Annotated in this window: 16 protein-coding genes; 8 read left to right on the top strand and 8 right to left on the bottom strand. The window is 64.0% G+C overall.

Translation table 11 applies throughout. The features are described from left to right. Positions 1–888 carry a branched-chain amino acid ABC transporter permease gene (locus tag IEI94_RS18605; RefSeq protein ID WP_224750197.1) on the bottom strand — a complete coding sequence of 296 codons (888 nt, stop codon included), beginning with the start codon at positions 886–888 and terminating at the stop codon, positions 1–3. Between the two features lie 82 nt (positions 889–970). Further along, on the bottom strand, positions 971–2,203 hold the full coding sequence (locus tag IEI94_RS18600; RefSeq protein WP_191168738.1) for an ABC transporter substrate-binding protein: 1,233 nt from the start codon (positions 2,201–2,203) through the stop codon (positions 971–973). A gap of 121 nt (positions 2,204–2,324) precedes the next feature. Between IEI94_RS18600 and IEI94_RS18595 the strand changes: the two genes are divergently transcribed. After that, the gene (locus IEI94_RS18595) at positions 2,325–3,170 is read left to right on the top strand and encodes a helix-turn-helix transcriptional regulator (protein ID WP_191168737.1); all 846 of its coding nucleotides are present in this window, start codon (positions 2,325–2,327) and stop codon (positions 3,168–3,170) included. Positions 3,171–3,177: 7 nt separating this feature from the next. Here the strand turns inward: IEI94_RS18595 and IEI94_RS18590 are convergent, their stop codons facing one another. From IEI94_RS18590 to IEI94_RS18570, 5 genes are all read right to left on the bottom strand, one after another. Then, on the bottom strand, positions 3,178–3,906 hold the full coding sequence (locus IEI94_RS18590) for an ABC transporter ATP-binding protein (RefSeq protein WP_191168736.1): 729 nt from the start codon (positions 3,904–3,906) through the stop codon (positions 3,178–3,180). After that, the gene (locus IEI94_RS18585; protein WP_191168735.1) at positions 3,899–4,654 is read right to left on the bottom strand and encodes an ABC transporter ATP-binding protein; all 756 of its coding nucleotides are present in this window, start codon (positions 4,652–4,654) and stop codon (positions 3,899–3,901) included. The genes IEI94_RS18590 and IEI94_RS18585 overlap by 8 nt, the downstream gene beginning before the upstream one ends. A 192-nt stretch (positions 4,655–4,846) precedes the next feature. Next, positions 4,847–5,785 (bottom strand): biotin-dependent carboxyltransferase family protein, encoded by a 939-nt coding sequence (locus tag IEI94_RS18580; protein ID WP_191168734.1) that lies wholly within the window; start codon positions 5,783–5,785, stop codon positions 4,847–4,849. Further along, positions 5,785–6,486: a 5-oxoprolinase subunit PxpB gene (gene pxpB / locus IEI94_RS18575; protein ID WP_191168733.1), complete on the bottom strand. Its 702-nt coding sequence runs from the start codon at positions 6,484–6,486 to the stop codon at positions 5,785–5,787. The genes IEI94_RS18580 and pxpB overlap by 1 nt, the downstream gene beginning before the upstream one ends. Further along, positions 6,483–7,235, bottom strand: a complete 753-nt coding sequence (locus IEI94_RS18570; protein WP_191168732.1) for a 5-oxoprolinase subunit PxpA — start codon at positions 7,233–7,235, stop codon at positions 6,483–6,485. Before IEI94_RS18570 ends, pxpB begins: the two co-directional genes overlap by 4 nt. Positions 7,236–7,573: 338 nt before the next feature. Between IEI94_RS18570 and IEI94_RS18565 the strand changes: the two genes are divergently transcribed. The 4 genes from IEI94_RS18565 (at position 7,574) to IEI94_RS18550 (ending at position 11,544) form a co-directional block, all read left to right on the top strand. Then, positions 7,574–8,542, top strand: coding sequence for a LysR family transcriptional regulator (locus tag IEI94_RS18565; RefSeq protein ID WP_191168731.1), 969 nt, complete (start codon positions 7,574–7,576; stop codon positions 8,540–8,542). A gap of 35 nt (positions 8,543–8,577) precedes the next feature. Further along, a complete protein-coding gene (locus tag IEI94_RS18560; protein WP_191168730.1) occupies positions 8,578–9,567 on the top strand; it encodes a TRAP transporter substrate-binding protein in 990 nt (329 codons plus the stop codon). A gap of 78 nt (positions 9,568–9,645) precedes the next feature. Next, on the top strand, positions 9,646–10,209 hold the full coding sequence (locus tag IEI94_RS18555) for a TRAP transporter small permease (protein WP_191168729.1): 564 nt from the start codon (positions 9,646–9,648) through the stop codon (positions 10,207–10,209). A gap of 30 nt (positions 10,210–10,239) precedes the next feature. Continuing rightward, a complete protein-coding gene (locus IEI94_RS18550) occupies positions 10,240–11,544 on the top strand; it encodes a TRAP transporter large permease (RefSeq protein WP_191168728.1) in 1,305 nt (434 codons plus the stop codon). Here the strand turns inward: IEI94_RS18550 and IEI94_RS18545 are convergent. Then, positions 11,541–12,113, bottom strand: a complete 573-nt coding sequence (locus IEI94_RS18545) for a hypothetical protein (protein WP_191168727.1) — start codon at positions 12,111–12,113, stop codon at positions 11,541–11,543. The genes IEI94_RS18550 and IEI94_RS18545 overlap by 4 nt on opposite strands. 229 nt (positions 12,114–12,342) lie before the next feature. Here IEI94_RS18545 and IEI94_RS18540 point away from each other — a divergent pair, with 229 nt between their 5' ends. The 3 genes from IEI94_RS18540 to zigA all read left to right on the top strand — a co-directional run bounded on the left by IEI94_RS18540 (position 12,343) and on the right by zigA (position 15,901). Continuing rightward, entirely contained in the window at positions 12,343–14,043 is a 1,701-nt protein-coding gene (locus tag IEI94_RS18540) for a methyl-accepting chemotaxis protein (RefSeq protein ID WP_191168726.1), read from the top strand. 81 nt (positions 14,044–14,124) lie between these two features. Then, the gene (locus IEI94_RS18535; RefSeq protein ID WP_191168725.1) at positions 14,125–14,556 is read left to right on the top strand and encodes a hypothetical protein; all 432 of its coding nucleotides are present in this window, start codon (positions 14,125–14,127) and stop codon (positions 14,554–14,556) included. A 94-nt stretch (positions 14,557–14,650) separates the two neighbouring features. Beyond that, positions 14,651–15,901 (top strand): zinc metallochaperone GTPase ZigA, encoded by a 1,251-nt coding sequence (gene zigA, locus IEI94_RS18530; protein WP_318153421.1) that lies wholly within the window; start codon positions 14,651–14,653, stop codon positions 15,899–15,901. The last annotated feature ends 168 nt before the right edge of the window (positions 15,902–16,069 follow it).

Here is a 16,069-nt window from a genome sequence, read left to right as displayed (position 1 = left end):
CTAACCCTCCTCTCGGCCGAACAGGCCGGCGGGGCGAAGCAGCAGCACCAGCACCATGACCAGGAAGACGATGGTCGAGGAGAACTCCGAGTAGAACACCCGGGTGAAGCCCTCCACCACGCCCAGCCCCAGGCCGGTGACGATGGCGCCCATGATCGAACCCAGCCCGCCGATGACCACCACCGCGAAGATGATGATCACCAGGCTCGAGCCCATCGACGGATTGACGTGAAAGATCGGCGCGGCGAGCACGCCGGCAAACGCCGCCAGCCCCACCCCTACGCCGTAGGTCAGGGTCACCAGCCGCGGCACGTTGATGCCGAAGGCCTGGGTCAGTTCGGCGCGCTCGGTGGCGGCGCGCAGGTTGGCGCCCAGCGAGGTGCGCTCAATCACGAACCAGGTCACCAGGCACACCAGCAGTGCCGCGACGATCACGAAACCGCGATACATCGGCAGGATCATGAAGCCGAGGTTAATGGTGCCGCGCAGTGCCTCGGGGGTGGCGAAGGGCTGGCCGGAGGAGCCGAAGGCGACCCGGAAACCGCCTTCCAGCACCAGCACCAGGCTGAAGGTCAGCAGCAGGCCGTAGATCGGGTCGAGGCCGTAGAGCCGGCGCAGGAACAGCCACTCGAACAGCATGCCGAACAGCGCCACGGCCAGCGGTGCCACCAGCAGGGTGGTCCAGTAGTTGGCGCCGAGGTGCTGGGCGAGCAGAAAGGCGGTGAAGGCACCCAGCATGAAGAAGGCGCCGTGGGCGAAATTGACGATCTTGAGCACGCCGAAGATGATCGCCAGGCCGAGGCTCAGGACGGCATAGAAGGAGCCGTTGACGATACCCAGCATGAGCTGACCCATCAGGGCCTGAATGGGTACACCGAAGATATCCATGATTGACTGCTCACAGAGAGAACGAAGGGGCGACGGTTGGCATCACACCGCTGCCCGGGGAGCCCCCGGGCAGCGGCCGCGCTCACTGGTCGTTATCGAGCAGGTGGCAGCTGCTGTCCTCCAGCGGCTGGAAGGCCTCCTCGCCGGGGATGGTGCTGACCAGGCGCAGGAAGTCGTAGTCGTACTCCGACTCGTCGGGCGACTTGACCTCCCACAGGTACTGGTCGTGAACCATACGGCCGTTGGGGCGGATATAGCCGCCGCTGGCGAAGAAGTCGTTGATCTCCAGTTCGCGCATCTGTTCGGAGACGGCGTCGGGATCATCGGTGCCAGCGGCTTCGACGGCGTTGAGGTAGTGCATGGTGGAGGAGTAGTTGCCGGCCTGGGCCATGTTGGGCATGCGGCCGGTACGCTCATAGAAGCGCTCGGAGAACTCACGGGTCTCGTCGTTGGCATCCCAGTAGAAGGCGTTGGTGAGCATCAGGCCCTGAGCGGTTTCCAGACCAAGGCTGACGATGTCGTCATACCACAGCAGCAGGGCGGCCGGGCGTTGATCCGGTGATACACCGAACTCGGCCAGGGCATTGATGGCGTTGATGGCGTCGGCCCCAGTAGAGGCGATGCCGATGATCTCGGCGCCGGAGGCCTGGGCCTGCAGGGCGTAGGAGGAGAAGTCGGTGGTATCCAGCGGGTGGCGAGCTGCGCCCACCACTTGGCCGCCGGCCTCACGCACCACATCGGAGACCTGCTCCTCGAGGCCGATGCCGAAGGCGAAGTCGACGGTCAAGAAGAACCAGGTGTCACCGCCGTCCTCGACGATCGTCTTGCCGGTGCCCTGCGCCAGCGAATAGGCGTCGTAGGTGTAGTGGGTCACATAGGGTGAACAGTAGTCGTTGGTCAGCCCAATGTTGGACGCAGAGTTGGAAATGGCGTGGCGCTGACGCTCCTCGGCCACCGCGGCCACCGCCAGGGCGACCCCGGAGTTGGAGAGATCGTTGATCATGTCGACGCCGTCGTTGTCGTACCACTCCCGGGCGCGGCTGGCGCCGGTATCGGCACGATTGCGGTGGTCGCCGTAGATGACGTCGATGGGCACGCCACCGACCTCGCCACCGAAGTCCTCGACGGCCATGCGCACCGCCTCGACCGCGGCTTCACCGGAGAGGTCGGTGTAGATGCCTGACATGTCGGTCAGCACGCCGATACGCACTACGTCATCGGAAAAGCCGTTGCTGGCCATTGCGCCGGATGCGGCGCCCATGGCGAGCACCATCGACGACAGGGCAAAGGTTTTAAAAGGGATCTTGGCTGGCATTGTATTCTCCTGTGCTCTGAGAGCTATTGTTGTGTGGCGTTGTTGTTATAGTTGGCCTTGAACGGCCGGTTTCTGTTATCTGTTGCTGTTATCAGTAAGGGCCAAAAAGAGTGATCTCGCCATGGCGTCAGAGCACGACTACCTATCCGAAACACACATTGTTGGCGGTGACACTCAGCAGTGGATCGTGCGCGTGGACGACTGCCAGGCGCTGCGCGAACGGCATATTTCCCACGTCGGTGTCGGCGATGCCGCAGTGCCCTACCGGATCGTGCGCACACGGCTCAGCGGCGCCTATATTCACGGCTCGCTGGGCGGCGAGGGGCGCATGCTGCTCGACGGTGGCTGGTGCACCATGCGCCGCAACATGATGTCCTTCGCCCCCGCTCACGGCCTGCACGCCTTCCATGCCGTGCCCGGCAGCCGCTGGCAGTACTGCTGGGTGCGTTATCTGCCCAGCGCACCTCGCTCGGTGGTGGGCACCATCGCGCCGATCATGCAGCACTTCGATCCCGAGCCGATGAAACACGCCATTCTGGGACTCTACAGCGAGGTGTTTCACGGCCAGGGTGATACCGCCAGCTGCGAGATGTGGGGGGACACCATCGAACGCTATATCTCGCGATTCGCCGACCCCTGGCGCCGCGACCCGCGCATCGTGGCGGTGTTCGACGCGGTGATCCCGACCCTGGAGAAGCACTGGACCATCGAGGAGATGGCGGAGATCGCCCACGTCAGCAGCGAGCATCTGCGCCGCATCAGCCGCAAGGTGTTTGGCCGCAGCCCCATGCAGCAACTGACCCAGCTGCGCATGCAGCATGCCGCCCACCTGCTGGCCACCAGCGCGCTGCCGGTGGAGGAGATCGCGGTACGGGTCGGCTATCAGAGCCCGTTCGCCTTCTCCAAGACCTTCAAGCGCATGAAGGGCGTTTCGCCGTCGCATTTCCGCCACCACTCTCGCGAGTGACGCCCGGCTAGACGCCGAGCCGAGCCAACAGTGCATCGGCGTTGTGTTCGACGCTCTGGCGGTCGTAGCTGGCCACTACCTGACCGTGATCGACCAGGTAGTGGTGGTCGGCCAGCGACATCGCGAAGCGCAGGTTCTGCTCCACCAGCAGGATGGTGTAGCCCTGCTCCTTGAGATGGCGAATGGTGTTGCCGATCTGCTCGACGATGGCCGGTGCCAGGCCTTCGGTGGGCTCGTCGAGGAGCAGGAAGCGTGCCCCGGTGCGCAAGATGCGGCCGATGGCCAGCATCTGCTGCTCGCCTCCGGAGAGCTTGGAGCCGGGGCTGTGCAGGCGTTCGCGCAGGTTGGGGAAAAGATCGAGGATCTGATCTGTGGACAGACCGCTGGCATTGATGCGCCGCGGCAGCTCGAGATTCTCGCGCACGTCGAGGGTGGCGTAGATACCGCGATCCTCGGGGCAGAAGGCGATCCCCTGGCGGGCGATCTTGAAGGAGCGTTGGGCAATGGTCTCGGCGCCCTGCAGGCGAATGCTGCCCTCGCGTCTGGGGACGAGGCCCATGATCGACTTCAGGGTGGTGGATTTGCCGGCGCCGTTGCGCCCCAGCAGCGTCACCACCTGGCCTTCGGGGACCTCGAGATCGATGCCGTGCAGCACGTGGCTCTCGCCGTACCAGGCGTTCAAGCCGCGAATGCTGAGCATCGTTGCGGGCTGCTGATCGAGCGCTGCTTCAGCCATGGGCGGCCCCTCCGATATAGGATTCGATGACTCGCGGATCCTTGGACACCGTGGCGTAGTCGCCCTCCACCAGCACTTCGCCGCGGGCCAGCACGGTAATGCGGTCGCAAAGCTCGGCCACCACCCCGAGATTGTGCTCCACCATCAGCACGGTGCGCCCCTCGGCCACGCGACGGATCAGGGCGGCAATGCGACCCACGTCTTCGGTGCCCATGCCGGCCAGCGGCTCGTCGAGCAGCATCACCTGCGGATCCAGCGCCAAAGTGGTGGCCAGCTCCAGGGCGCGCTTGCGGCCATAGGGCAGTTCGGCGGCTGGGGTGTCCACCTCATCGCCCAGGCCGACGTCGTCGAGCAGCGCCTCGGCGCGTTCGCGCTGATGGTCGAGGCGGCGGTGCGAGCCCCAGAAGTCGTAGGACTCGCCGCGGTGGCGTTGCAGCGCCAGCTTGACGTTCTCCAGCGCGGTCAGGCGGCCGAATACCGCCGAGATCTGGAACGAGCGCACCAGGCCCAGGCGGGCGATCTGATCCGGCTTGAGGGCGGTGATATCCTGGCCCTTGAACAGAATCTGGCCGCTGGTGGGGCGCAGGAACTTGGTCAGAAGATTGAAACAGGTCGTCTTGCCGGCGCCGTTGGCGCCGATCATGGCGTGGATGGTGCCCGGCAGCACCTGAAATGAAATGTCGTTGACCGCCTTGAATCCCTTGAAGCTCTTGGTCAAGCCGGTGGTCTCGATGATTGCCTCTGGCATCACAGGCTCCGCCGCTATTGTCGTTATCGGTGCGTATTGGCCGCCGGGCGGGTTCACCCGGCCCTTCAGTTATGGTGCATGGACGGCGTTTTCGCCATGACCATAGCGCACGACAAACTATCCGAAACCCACATCGAGATAGCGGGGCGGTTTGCGGAGCTTTCTATAAATCATTGAAATGTAATAAAAATATCAAGACTTCCAGGCTCTTAGCTGGCGCAGATGCGCCTCCTGCGCCTGGCTCGGGGTCAGCGGTGCGAGGCGCACCTCGCTGCCTGGCAGGCACTGGGCGAGGCTGGCGCAGGCGCCGGGGGTGAGGGCGCCCAGGCGCGGGTAGCCGCCGATGGTCTGGCGGTCATTGAGCAGCACGATGGGCTGACCGTCGGCGGGCACCTGCACCGCGCCCAGGGGGATACCCTCCGACACCATGCCAGGCAGGGAACAGCGCAGCACCGGCCCGGTGAGGCGCACGCCCATGCGGTCGGCGCGGTTGTCGACCCGCCACGCCATATTGAAGGCGCGATAGAGGCTGGCGCCGCTGAAGTGGGCGATCTGCGCGCCGGGCACTAGAGCCAGGCGGCAGCCCGGCTCGGGCATGCGCGGTCCCAGGCCCTCAGGCAGTTGGCGCTCGGCGGCTGCCTTGCCGGGCCACGTCAGGCGGTCGCCGACGATCAACGGCTGGCCATCGTCGTGCAGGCCGCCCAAGCGCTCGCGGGCGGTACAGGCGCGGCTGCCCAGCACCTCAGGTGCATCGAGTCCGCCGGGGAACGCCAGGTAGGCGCGCAGTCCGGCCAGCGGCTGACGGAACACCAGCCGCTGGCCGGAACGCACGGTGAAGCTGGTGCCGGGCGCTAGCGGCTGGTCGTCGAGGGTCGCGCCAAGGTCGGCGCCGGCCAGGGCCAGCCGGGTGGCGCGCTCCACCTCGAGGGTCAGGCCGCCGCCCATGACGATTTCCAGGGCGGCACTGTCGAGGGGGTTGCCGAGCAACCAGTTAGCCCAGCGAAAGGAGATCCAGTCGGCGGCGCCGCCCTGGGTCACCCCCAGGTGGCGCACGCCGAAACGCCCGGCGTCCTGCACCAGCGCCAGCGGACCGGCCTGCTTGACGACGATACCGCTAGACGTCTGGCTCATTAGCGCTCCTCCAGGGGGGTTGTGTCGCCGCCGTCGGCTTCGAACTCGGCGCGGGAGACGGCCTTGAAGCGGACGCGGTCGCCGGGACACAGCAGCGGCTCGCCGCGTCGCGCATGCTCGAACAGCGGCACTGCGGTGCGGCCGAGGATATTCCAGCCGCCGGGGGAGAGCAGCGGATAGATCGCCGTCTGACGGTCGGCGATGCCGACGCTGCCGGCGACCACCTTGCGTCGCGGTGTTTGCAGGCGCGGGGTGGCCAACGCCTCGTCGACCAGCCCCATGAAGCCGTAGCCGGGAGCGAAGCCCAGCGCGAACACGCAGTAGTCGTGGCTGCAGTGGCGTGCGATCACCGACTCGACGTCGATCCCGGCGCGCTGCGCGACCCGCGGCAGCTCAGGGCCGACGCTCTCGTCATACCACACCGGGATCTCGTGAAGCTGCCCGCTCTGGGTATCGGCGGGCTGCAGGCCATCCAGAGCCTGGAAAATGCGGGTACGGGCCTCGCGGTGTCCGAGCCGTTGGCAGTCGTAGTGCACCAGCAGAGTGGTATAGGAGGGTACCAGGTCGATCAGCGCCTCGCCGAAGGCCTCGCGCAGGGCGCGATCGGCGGCCATGACCCAGGCCATGTTGGTTTCGTCGATGGCGTCGAACAGCCGCACCATCAGGGCGTCCATGGCGGTGGTGTCGATACGCGGCGTCACGCCTGCTCCAGCGTCTGGAAGGCCTCGCGAATGGCGCGCACCGCGGCCACCGATTCGGGATTGTCGCCGTGCACGCAGAGGGTATCGCTGGGCAGTTGCAGGACGGTACCGTCGAGGGCGGTGAGCGGCTCGCCCTTGGCCAGCGCCACGGCCTGGGCGACGATGGTGGCCTGATCGTGATGCACCGCATTCGGCAGGCGCCGGGACGCCAGGTGGCCGTTACCGTCGTAGGCGCGGTCGGCGAAGGTCTCGAACCAGATCGTCACCCCCATCTGCGCGGCCAGCTGGCGGCTCGGCGCAGGATCGGCGGTGGACATCAGCATCAGCGGCAGCGCCGGATCGTAGGCGCGCACGGCGCGCATCACGCCCTCGAGCAGCGCCGGATCGCGGGCCATATCGTTATACAGCGCGCCGTGGGGTTTGATGTAGTGCAGTCGGGCGCCCTCGGCCTGGCAGATGCCGGCCAGCGCGCCGACCTGGTAGAGCACCAGGTCTTCGGCTTCTGCGGGGGTACAGGCCATGGAGCGGCGACCGAAGCCCATCAGGTCGGGGTAGCCGGGATGGGCGCCGATGCGCACCCCGTGCTCGACGGCCAGTGCCACGGTGCGGCGCATCACGTGGGGGTCGGAGGCGTGGAAGCCGCAGGCGATGTTGGCGCAGTCGACATAGGGCATGGCGTCGGCGTCCATGCCCAGGGTCCAGTTGCCGAAGCTTTCGCCCATGTCACAGTTGAGCAGGGGGATGGCCATGAGGACTCCTGTTATTATTGAAGGCAAATATTTCTCGAAGTGGACTCCAATATATGAATTCGATTCGTCGAGTGCCAATCGTTTTTGGCGATATCGAATATCGGCAGCTCCTATCATGTTGTTATTAGGTGGAAAAATGGTTGACGTCGAGGCGCGATAGGATTATCAATTGATGAGCGTGACTTCTCACAACATCAACAACAAGTGTTAGCGAAGCGGTGGAGCTTGAGCCAATAAAAGCATCCACTTGTTTAGCGCTAGCCGTGGAGTAACAGATGAACTCAATAGACCATTCTTCTCTTTATTCGCACCCCAAGGCCTGAGACGAGCTCGGCAATATGCTCGATTTCAAGGAACTTGAAGCCTTCGTCTGGGCGGTAAAGCTAGGCTCCTTTCGCAAGGCGGCTGCCAGGCTTCACCTGACTCAACCGTCTGTTTCCGAGCGTATTTCACGGCTTGAAGGAACGGTGGGGGAGCTGCTGTTGGAGCGTTCGATGCGCCCTATTCAGCCGACCATGCGTGGTCGAGAATTTTTTCTACATGCTGAACGTATGCTTGAACAGCGCGATGAAGCCATGGCCCTGTTCGACACTGATGACGCCTTTTCTGCGCCACTGAGGCTGGGCACTATCGAGACGATTGCCCACAGCTGGTTCCCTGATTTTATGCGTCGTCTGACCGAGCGCTATCCGCGCTTGACCATCGAGCTGACGGTGGATTATTCACCGGCGGTCAATCAGCGGCTGATTGGCAATGAGCTGGATATCCTGCTGGCAATGAACGGATATTTGCCAAGCGATCAGATCGAACAGATGCCACTTGATCCCTATGAAATGGGCATGTTTGTCTCTCCCCAGCATGCCAAAAGCTTGGGTGGCAATCCGGACGATTGGATGACCAAGCTGCCGTTTATATCGTTCGGCAAGCAGGCCCGGCCCTATACAGAGCTGGTCGATTATCTTGCCGATCGGGGGCTGCAGAGCCCGCGCATTCACAGCGTGAATACGCTGATGACTATTGCACGGATGACCATGGAAGGGCTGGGGATTGGCGCCTTGCCGGTGGCCACGGTACTCGACGAGTGGCGTCGTGGCGCGCTCTATCGCCTGGCGCTGCCGGTGCCGCTACCGGCCATGCACTACGATGTGATTTGGCGCCAGGCCAATCACCCACGTTTCTGTCGCGGCGTTGGGCAACTGGCACAGCAGTGCGCTGCTGCCTACGCCGAGGCACGCCGCGACGACATGGCGGATTCCGCCTTCGCAGTACGCTGGGTTCGTCCCGATCCGGCGTCCTCCACATCCTGAGTACGACCATCAACGTGAACAAGAGGTCTTTCACCATGCACAAGACGATTGCATCCCCGCTACTGCTGGTCACCGCCTGCAGCCTTGCTGCCGCCGCTACCGCCCAGGCCGCCGAGTGGACCATGGCCACGCCCTATGGCGATGCCAGCTTCCATACCCAGAACACCAATCAGTTCGCCGAGGACGTGGCCGAGGCCACCGACGGTGAGCTGACCATTAACGTGCACAGCGGCGGCTCACTGGTCGCTCACGGCGAGATCAAGTCGTCGGTGCGGCGCGGCACCATCGAGGCCGGCGAAGTGTTCATGTCGGTGCTCTCCAACGACGACCCGATCTTCGAAGTCGACACCCTGCCCGGGGTGGCCGGCAGCTACGACGAAGCCATTGCGCTGTGGGAGGCCACCAAGCCGCTGGTCACCGAGCTGTTCGCCGCCGAGGGTCTCATGCCGCTGTACGCCGTGGCATGGCCGTCCCAGGGCATCTATACCGCCGACGAACTCACCGATCCGGCGCAGTTCGAAGGCCTGCGGGTGCGGGCGCCCAACATCAATACCCAGCGCTTCGTGCAGAATCTCGGCGGTAGCCCCACCGAGACCGAAGAGTCGGACATCCCCACCGCCTTCAGCACCGGGCGCGTGGATGCCATGATTACCTCGGTCTCCACCGGCAACTCGATGACCGCCTGGGACTACGTCGACCACTACACCGATGCCAATCTGTGGCTGCCCAAGAACATCATCTTCATCAATCAGCGCGCCTTCGACGGCCTCGACGAGGCGACCCAGGAGGCGGTGCTCGAGGCGGCGGCGCGCGCCGAAGAGCGTGGCTGGCAGATGAGCCGTGATGACGCCGCCGAGAGTGCTGGTGTGCTCGAGGAGAACGGCATCACCATCTCCGAGCCCAACGACGCGGTGGCGGCGGCGCTGCAGGCGGCCGGTGACAAGCTGTTCGAAGACTGGCTGGAGCGCGCCAGCGACGACGCCCAGCAGGTGCTCGAGGATTACCGCGCCGGGCTCGACGACTAAGCCTTGGCGAGTCTGCCTGTCGGGGCGGCGATCCTGTCGCCGCCCCGCCTTGCCCACGCATGCATCGAGACTGCGACCATGACCTTCAAATTCGACAAACTCTATCGCCTCGGGGCCTGGGGGGCGGCGGCGTGCATGGTGCTGATCTGCACCCTGGTGGCGCTGCAGGTCACCTTCCGGGTGGTCGACGCGCTGCTGGTGCTGGTCGGCCTGCGCCGGCTGGGGTTGAGCATCACCGGGGTCTCCGAGATTGCCGCCTACCTGCTGGTCGGGGCGACCTTCCTGGGGCTGGCCTACACCTTCGTGCACCACGCCCATATTCGCGTCACCCTGCTGATCTCGCGCCTACCCTCGGCCATACGCGTGTGGTTCGAGGTGTTCGGCCTGATCGTGGCCCTGGCGATCAGCCTGCTGCTCTGCTACGGCTTGATCGAGCTGGCCCGCGAGAGCCTGCAGTACAACGACGTCTCATCGGGCTTCTTGTCGATCCCGCTGTGGATTCCTCAGACCGTGCTGGCGAGTAGCGTCGGCCTGCTGTGTCTGGCCCTGGGCGAGGCGCTGCTGATGGCGCTGCGCATCGCCGCCCGCGACCCCTCGAGCTTTCGTGAAGCCACCGCCACCGACGACAGCGAGGTGCGCTGAGCCCATGCCCGCTATTCTGGAGACACCCTCGTGTTGATACTGAGTCTGGCTACCATTGTTACCCTGGCGGTGCTGCTCGGCAGTGGGGTGTGGATCGCCTTCGCGCTGATCGGCACCGCCTGGGTCGCGCTGGAATTCTTCAGCCCCTTCTCGCCGGGGCCTATCCTCGCCTCGGATTTCTGGGGTGCCAGCTACGGCTGGGATCTTACCGCCTTGCCGATGTTCATCTGGATGGGCGAGATCCTGTTCCGCTCCGGGCTCGCCGATAACATGTTCCGCGGCCTGTCGCCGTGGCTCAATCGCCTGCCGGGCCGACTGCTGCACACCAATATCATCGGCAGCGGCATGTTCGCGGCGGTGTGCGGCTCATCGGCGGCGACCTGCGCCACGGTGGGCAAGATGACCCTGCCGGAGCTGGAGCGCCGCGGCTATGACAGCAATATGGCCATCGGCACCCTGGCCAGTGCCTCGACCCTGGGGCTGCTGATTCCGCCGTCGATCGTGCTGATCGTCTATGGCGTGGTCACCGAGCAGTCGATCTCGCGCCTGTTCATGGCCGGCATCGGCCCGGGGCTGATGATTCTCTCGCTGTTCATGACCTACCTGATCCTGTGGTCGCTGCTCAAGGGCAAGCGCGAGGGGCTCACCGGCTACGATGAGCCGTCGATGAGCTTCGTCGAGAAGCTGCGCAACACCTGGTCACTGGTGCCGATTCTGCTGCTGATCGGCGGTATCATCGTATCGATCTATGGCGGGTTGGCGTCGCCCACCGAGGCGGCAGCGGTGGGCGTGGTGCTGTCCATCGTCATCGCACGCCTCACCGGCAGCTTCAGTATGGCCACCCTCAAGGATTCGCTGTTTGCGGCAGTGCGCACGGCCTGCATGATCGCCTTCATCATCGCCGGCGCCTCCTTCCTGACCTCGGCGATGGGCTTTACCCAGGTGCCGATGGAACTGGCCCGCGCCATCGGCGAGATGGGACTGTCGCCGACCCTGCTGCTGATCATGCTGACCCTGCTGCTGTTGGTAATGGGCTGTTTCCTCGACGGCATCTCGCTGATTCTGCTGGTAACGGCCATTCTGATGCCGCTGGTCAGCGCCGCCGGTTTCGACCTGATCTGGTTCGGTATCTATCTGGTCGTGGTGGTGGAGATGTCGCAGATCACCCCGCCGGTGGGCTTCAACCTGTTCGTGATCCAGGGGCTTACCGGCAAGGACATCCTGACCATCACCAAGGCCACGCTGCCGTTCTTTCTGCTGATGATGCTGTCCATCGCGCTGATGCACCTGTTCCCGGAGATTGCGCTCTATCTGCCCCAGGCGATGAATCGCTAGTCAAAGAAATCCTCTGGCTGCTGGCTGGTGCGACGGCACTGGTCGGCGGCCAGCGGCAGCGCCTGGTCGGCGCCGTAGAGGCTGAACTCCATATACCAGTAGTTCTCCTCCTCCCCTTCGAAGCGTAGCCGCATCACCTCCCCGCGGCGCATTTCACGCAACAGCTCGGCCTGATCCTCGATATAGAAGCGCGCATAGAAGCCGTCATCCCCGGCGCGGGTCGCAAATTCGGCGGCGGCGTTATGGGTTTGCAGGCGGTCGATGCGGATCTCGGTGGGTGCCAGATTGACCACCTCCGTCTCTTGTTGGGTCTCCTCCAGCGTCACGCGCATCTGCAGATCCGGCAGGTCGCAGACCCCTGCCCGGTAGTTCACCGCCAGATAGGCATCGCTGTAGTCGCTGGCATTGAGCGCACGGTAGATACGCTGGTCGCCATCGCCGAGGGTGGCCACGGCCCAGGCATCGATCACCTGCAGGCGCTCATCGACGAGGTCGGCATCGGCGGTGGCACTGAAGGGCAGTAGACACAGCAGGGCGGCTGTCGAGAGGTGGGTCGCGAAGCGGGGCATGGCGTGATCCTGAGGGTAATGACCAGAAAGGGCGTGTGACGGAAGATTATCAGAATCGTAAACGGCTGGCCCAGCGCGGGGTATGAGTGACCTGTACGTAAAAAATTGTACAAATATCATATAAAGTTATACATCAGCTTATATCTCGTATAGCTTTGTCGTCAGTTAACCTCTTACGTGCCGTCACCCAAGACGCAAGATCTCAATAACGAAGAAAAGGAACACCGCCATGCAGGGCCGCCTCACACTCCTCAAGGGTCGCAGCATCAAGACTCGACTGCTCTCATGCTTCGCTGTCATCGTTGCGCTGATGGTTGCCCTGACCGCGGTAGGCGTCGGTCAAGTCAACAGCATCGACACCAGCCTGACGCTCATCAATGACGTCAACGGCGAGAAGCAGCGCCACGCCATCGACTTCCGCGGCAGCGTGCACGACCGTGCCATTTCCCTGCGTGATGTCACCCTGGTCGACAGTAGCGCTGCGCTGGAAACCGCGCTGGGCGAGATCGCCAGCCTCGAGGAGGACTACCAGCAGGCGGCGGCCAGTATGGCCAGCATGTTTGCCAGTCGCGACGATATCACTGCCGAAGAGCGCGCCGCGCTAGCCGACATCGAGGCTGTCGAAGCGCGCACCATGCCGCTCGTTGAGGCGGTCGTGGAACGCCGACTCGATGGTGACGTGGCCGGCGCGCAGGCACTGCTGCTCGAGCAGGCCAGCCCGGCCTTCAGCGCCTGGCTGGCCAGCATCAACACCTTTATCGACCTGCAGGAGAGCATGAACGCTGCCGAAGCCAGCGACGCCCGTGCGCTGGCCGGCGGTTTTCAGATTCTGATGCTGGTGCTGTGCGGGGGGGCGGTGATCATCGCGCTGCTGTTGGCGGCCCGTCTGACGCGTCAGCTGCTGCGTGAGCTGGGTGCCGAGCCCCATGAAGTGCGCGCCTTTGCCGAAGCGGTAGGGCGCGGCGAGCTGGTCAATACCCGTCAGCTGCGCAAGCACGATAGCGGCAGCATCATGGCGAGTCTGGTGACGATGTCGCAACAGCTGCAGACCACCGTATCCAGTGTGCGCCAGTCGGCGGAAGCCGTGGCCAGCAACAGTGAGCAGATCGCCGAAGGCAACAACGAGCTGGCGGCACGCACCGAGCAGCAGGCCAGCGCGCTAACCGAAACCGCCACCGCCATGGAGCAGCTCAGCAGCAGCGTCAAGCTCAACGCCGATAACGCTCGCCAGGCCGACCAGCTGGCCGGTGCGGCGACGCGCGTCGCCGGTGAGGGCGGCGAGTCGGTACAGCAACTGGTTACCACCATGCAGGATATTCGCGAGGGCTCTCAGGAGGTATCGGAGATCATCAGCATGATCGACGGTATCGCCTTCCAGACCAATATTCTGGCACTCAACGCCTCGGTGGAAGCGGCGCGAGCCGGGGAACATGGTCGTGGCTTTGCGGTGGTCGCCAGCGAAGTGCGCAATCTGGCGCAGCGCAGCGCCGAGTCGGCCAAGCAGATAGAAGCGCTGATCTCGGCCAACGTCTCACGCATCGAGCAGGGCGCCGAGCTGGCCGGCAACGCCGGACGCAGCACCCAGGAGATCATCGCCGCGATCGATAAGGTCACCCAGTACGTCAGTCAGATCAGCCATGCCACCGCGGAGCAGAGCGTTGGCGTCTCCCAGGCCGGCCAGGCGGTCAGCGAGATGGATCATGTGACCCAGCAGAATGCCGGCTTGGTGGCGGAAAGCGCCAGCGCTGCCGGTAATCTGCGCCAGCAGGCGCGGCGGCTGGTGGACGCGGTGGCGGTCTTCACCCTCGACGAATCGAGCGAGCGTCAGGCCGGCAATCACGCCGCGGCAGGGGCTTCCAGCTCACCCCGGGCCACGGCGCCGCGTCGCGCCGTGCCGGGTCAGCCGCTGCTGGCATCGCACTCGCGCTGAGCGAGTTTCTGGTATAGAACCACGGGAGCCATTTTTGGCTCCCGCTGTCGTTATAGCATGTACCTTTCACAGGAGGCCCTCATGATGTCCCACTACCTGAGAGTCCTGATGGTCATGACCCTGCTGGCGTTGTTGGCCGGTTGCGCCGCCTCGGCACCCCATGAGCAGCGTGCCATCAGCCTGCAGGACGGCGACGAGATCGAGGTTGTCTCGGCGGGCGCGCGCTACTTCACCTTCACCCTGGACAGCCCTTCCACGGTGGTGTTGGAGAGCCACACCCATGTCGGCCAGCAGACCCAGGTGATACCCAATGCCCGGTTGCTGGACGCCGAGGGCCAACAAGTGGCGCGTGCCTGGGACGGTGGGCGTGGGCATAACTTTCGCCTCGAGCAGCACCTCGAGCCGGGCGTCTGGTTCCTGCACGTGATGAACCCCTTCGCCTGTGACGGCGAGCGTCGCTGCAGCGATCTCGACTATCGCTACCGTGTCAGCCTCGACGTCATTCCCGACTGAGGCGTCGCCACCGAGGGGTGGCGCCGGCTTGATAATTGTTACAATATAACATATCTTGTTTGGCATTCCGTGATGACGTCTGAGGAGACTCGCCATGCCAATGCCTGCCTTATCCCATCGCCTGCCGGTGACGGTTCTGTCGGGGTTTCTCGGCGCCGGTAAGACCACGCTACTCAATCATATTCTGACCAACCGCGATCAGCGCCGCGTCGCGGTGATCGTCAATGACATGAGCGAGGTCAATATCGATGCGGCATCGGTGCGCGGCGCCACCGCCGACAATGCCATGGGGGAGATCGCCCTCAATCGCGTCGATGAGTCGCTGGTCGAGATGAGCAACGGCTGCATCTGCTGCACGCTACGCGAGGACTTGCTGATCGAGGTAGCGCGGCTGGCCCGGGAGGGCCACTTCGATGCCCTGGTGATCGAGTCCACCGGCATATCCGAGCCGCTGCCGGTCGCCGAGACCTTTACCTTCGAAGATGAGCAGGGCCAGAGCCTGTCGCAGCTGGCGCGCCTCGACACTCTGGTCACGGTGGTCGACGGTGCCAACTTCCTGCACCAATACTACCAAGCCCAGTCGCTGGCCGAGGCCGGTGAGAGCCTGGGCGATGAGGACGAGCGCAACGTGGCCGACCTGCTGGTCGATCAGATCGAGTTCTGCGACGTGCTGCTGATCAGCAAGACCGATCTGATTGACAGCGCTCAGTTGGAAGAGCTCAAGGCGGTGCTGCGCTCGCTAAATCCGGATGCTGAGCTGATCGCCATGTCCCACGGCAAGGTGCCGTTGGAGCTGGTGCTCGACACCGGACGCTTCAGCTTCGAGCGTGCTCAGCAGTCGCCCGGCTGGCTAAAGGAGATGCGCGGCGAGCACGTGCCCGAGACAGAGGAGTACGGCATCTCCAGTTTCGCTTATCATGCGCGTCGCCCGTTCCACCCCCAGAAATTCTACGATCTGCTGCATGGCGACTGGTTCGGCGGCAAATTGCTGCGCTCCAAGGGGTTCTTCTGGCTGGCGACACGCCCCCAGTATGCCGGCCAGTGGAGTCAGGCCGGCGGCATCGCCCATCACGGCTACGCCGGGATGTTCTGGAAGGCGGTTCCCGAGTCGCGCTGGCCGGATGACCGCGAGTACCGCGGCTATATCATGGAGAAGTGGCAGGAACCGTTTGGCGATATGCGCCAGGAACTGGTCTTCATCGGCCAGCATCTGGATAAGGACAAGCTACGTGAGGCGCTGGATGCCTGTCTGCTGAGCGATGCCGAGCTGGCCGCCGGGGTCGAAGTCTGGCGCCGTCTGCCGGATCCCTTCCCGGCCTGGGAGGAGCAGCCGGCGGTCGCCTGAGCGATGAGGTAACTGCGCTGGTCGAGTGCCTGGCCAGCCTTTGGCAAGTACTATTCGGGCAATTAAGGGTGATAATTCTTACCAATTCCTGCAATTAAACAGGATAAAGTACTGCTTTAATGATTAACTGACAGTGACCGCACCCGCTCGGTAGCTCGAGACGCGCTT

The sequence above is a fragment of the Halomonas sp. ML-15 genome, assembly GCF_014779595.1.
Classification (GTDB): Bacteria; Pseudomonadota; Gammaproteobacteria; order Pseudomonadales; family Halomonadaceae; genus Franzmannia.
This window is presented reverse-complemented; position numbering and strand designations above follow the sequence as displayed.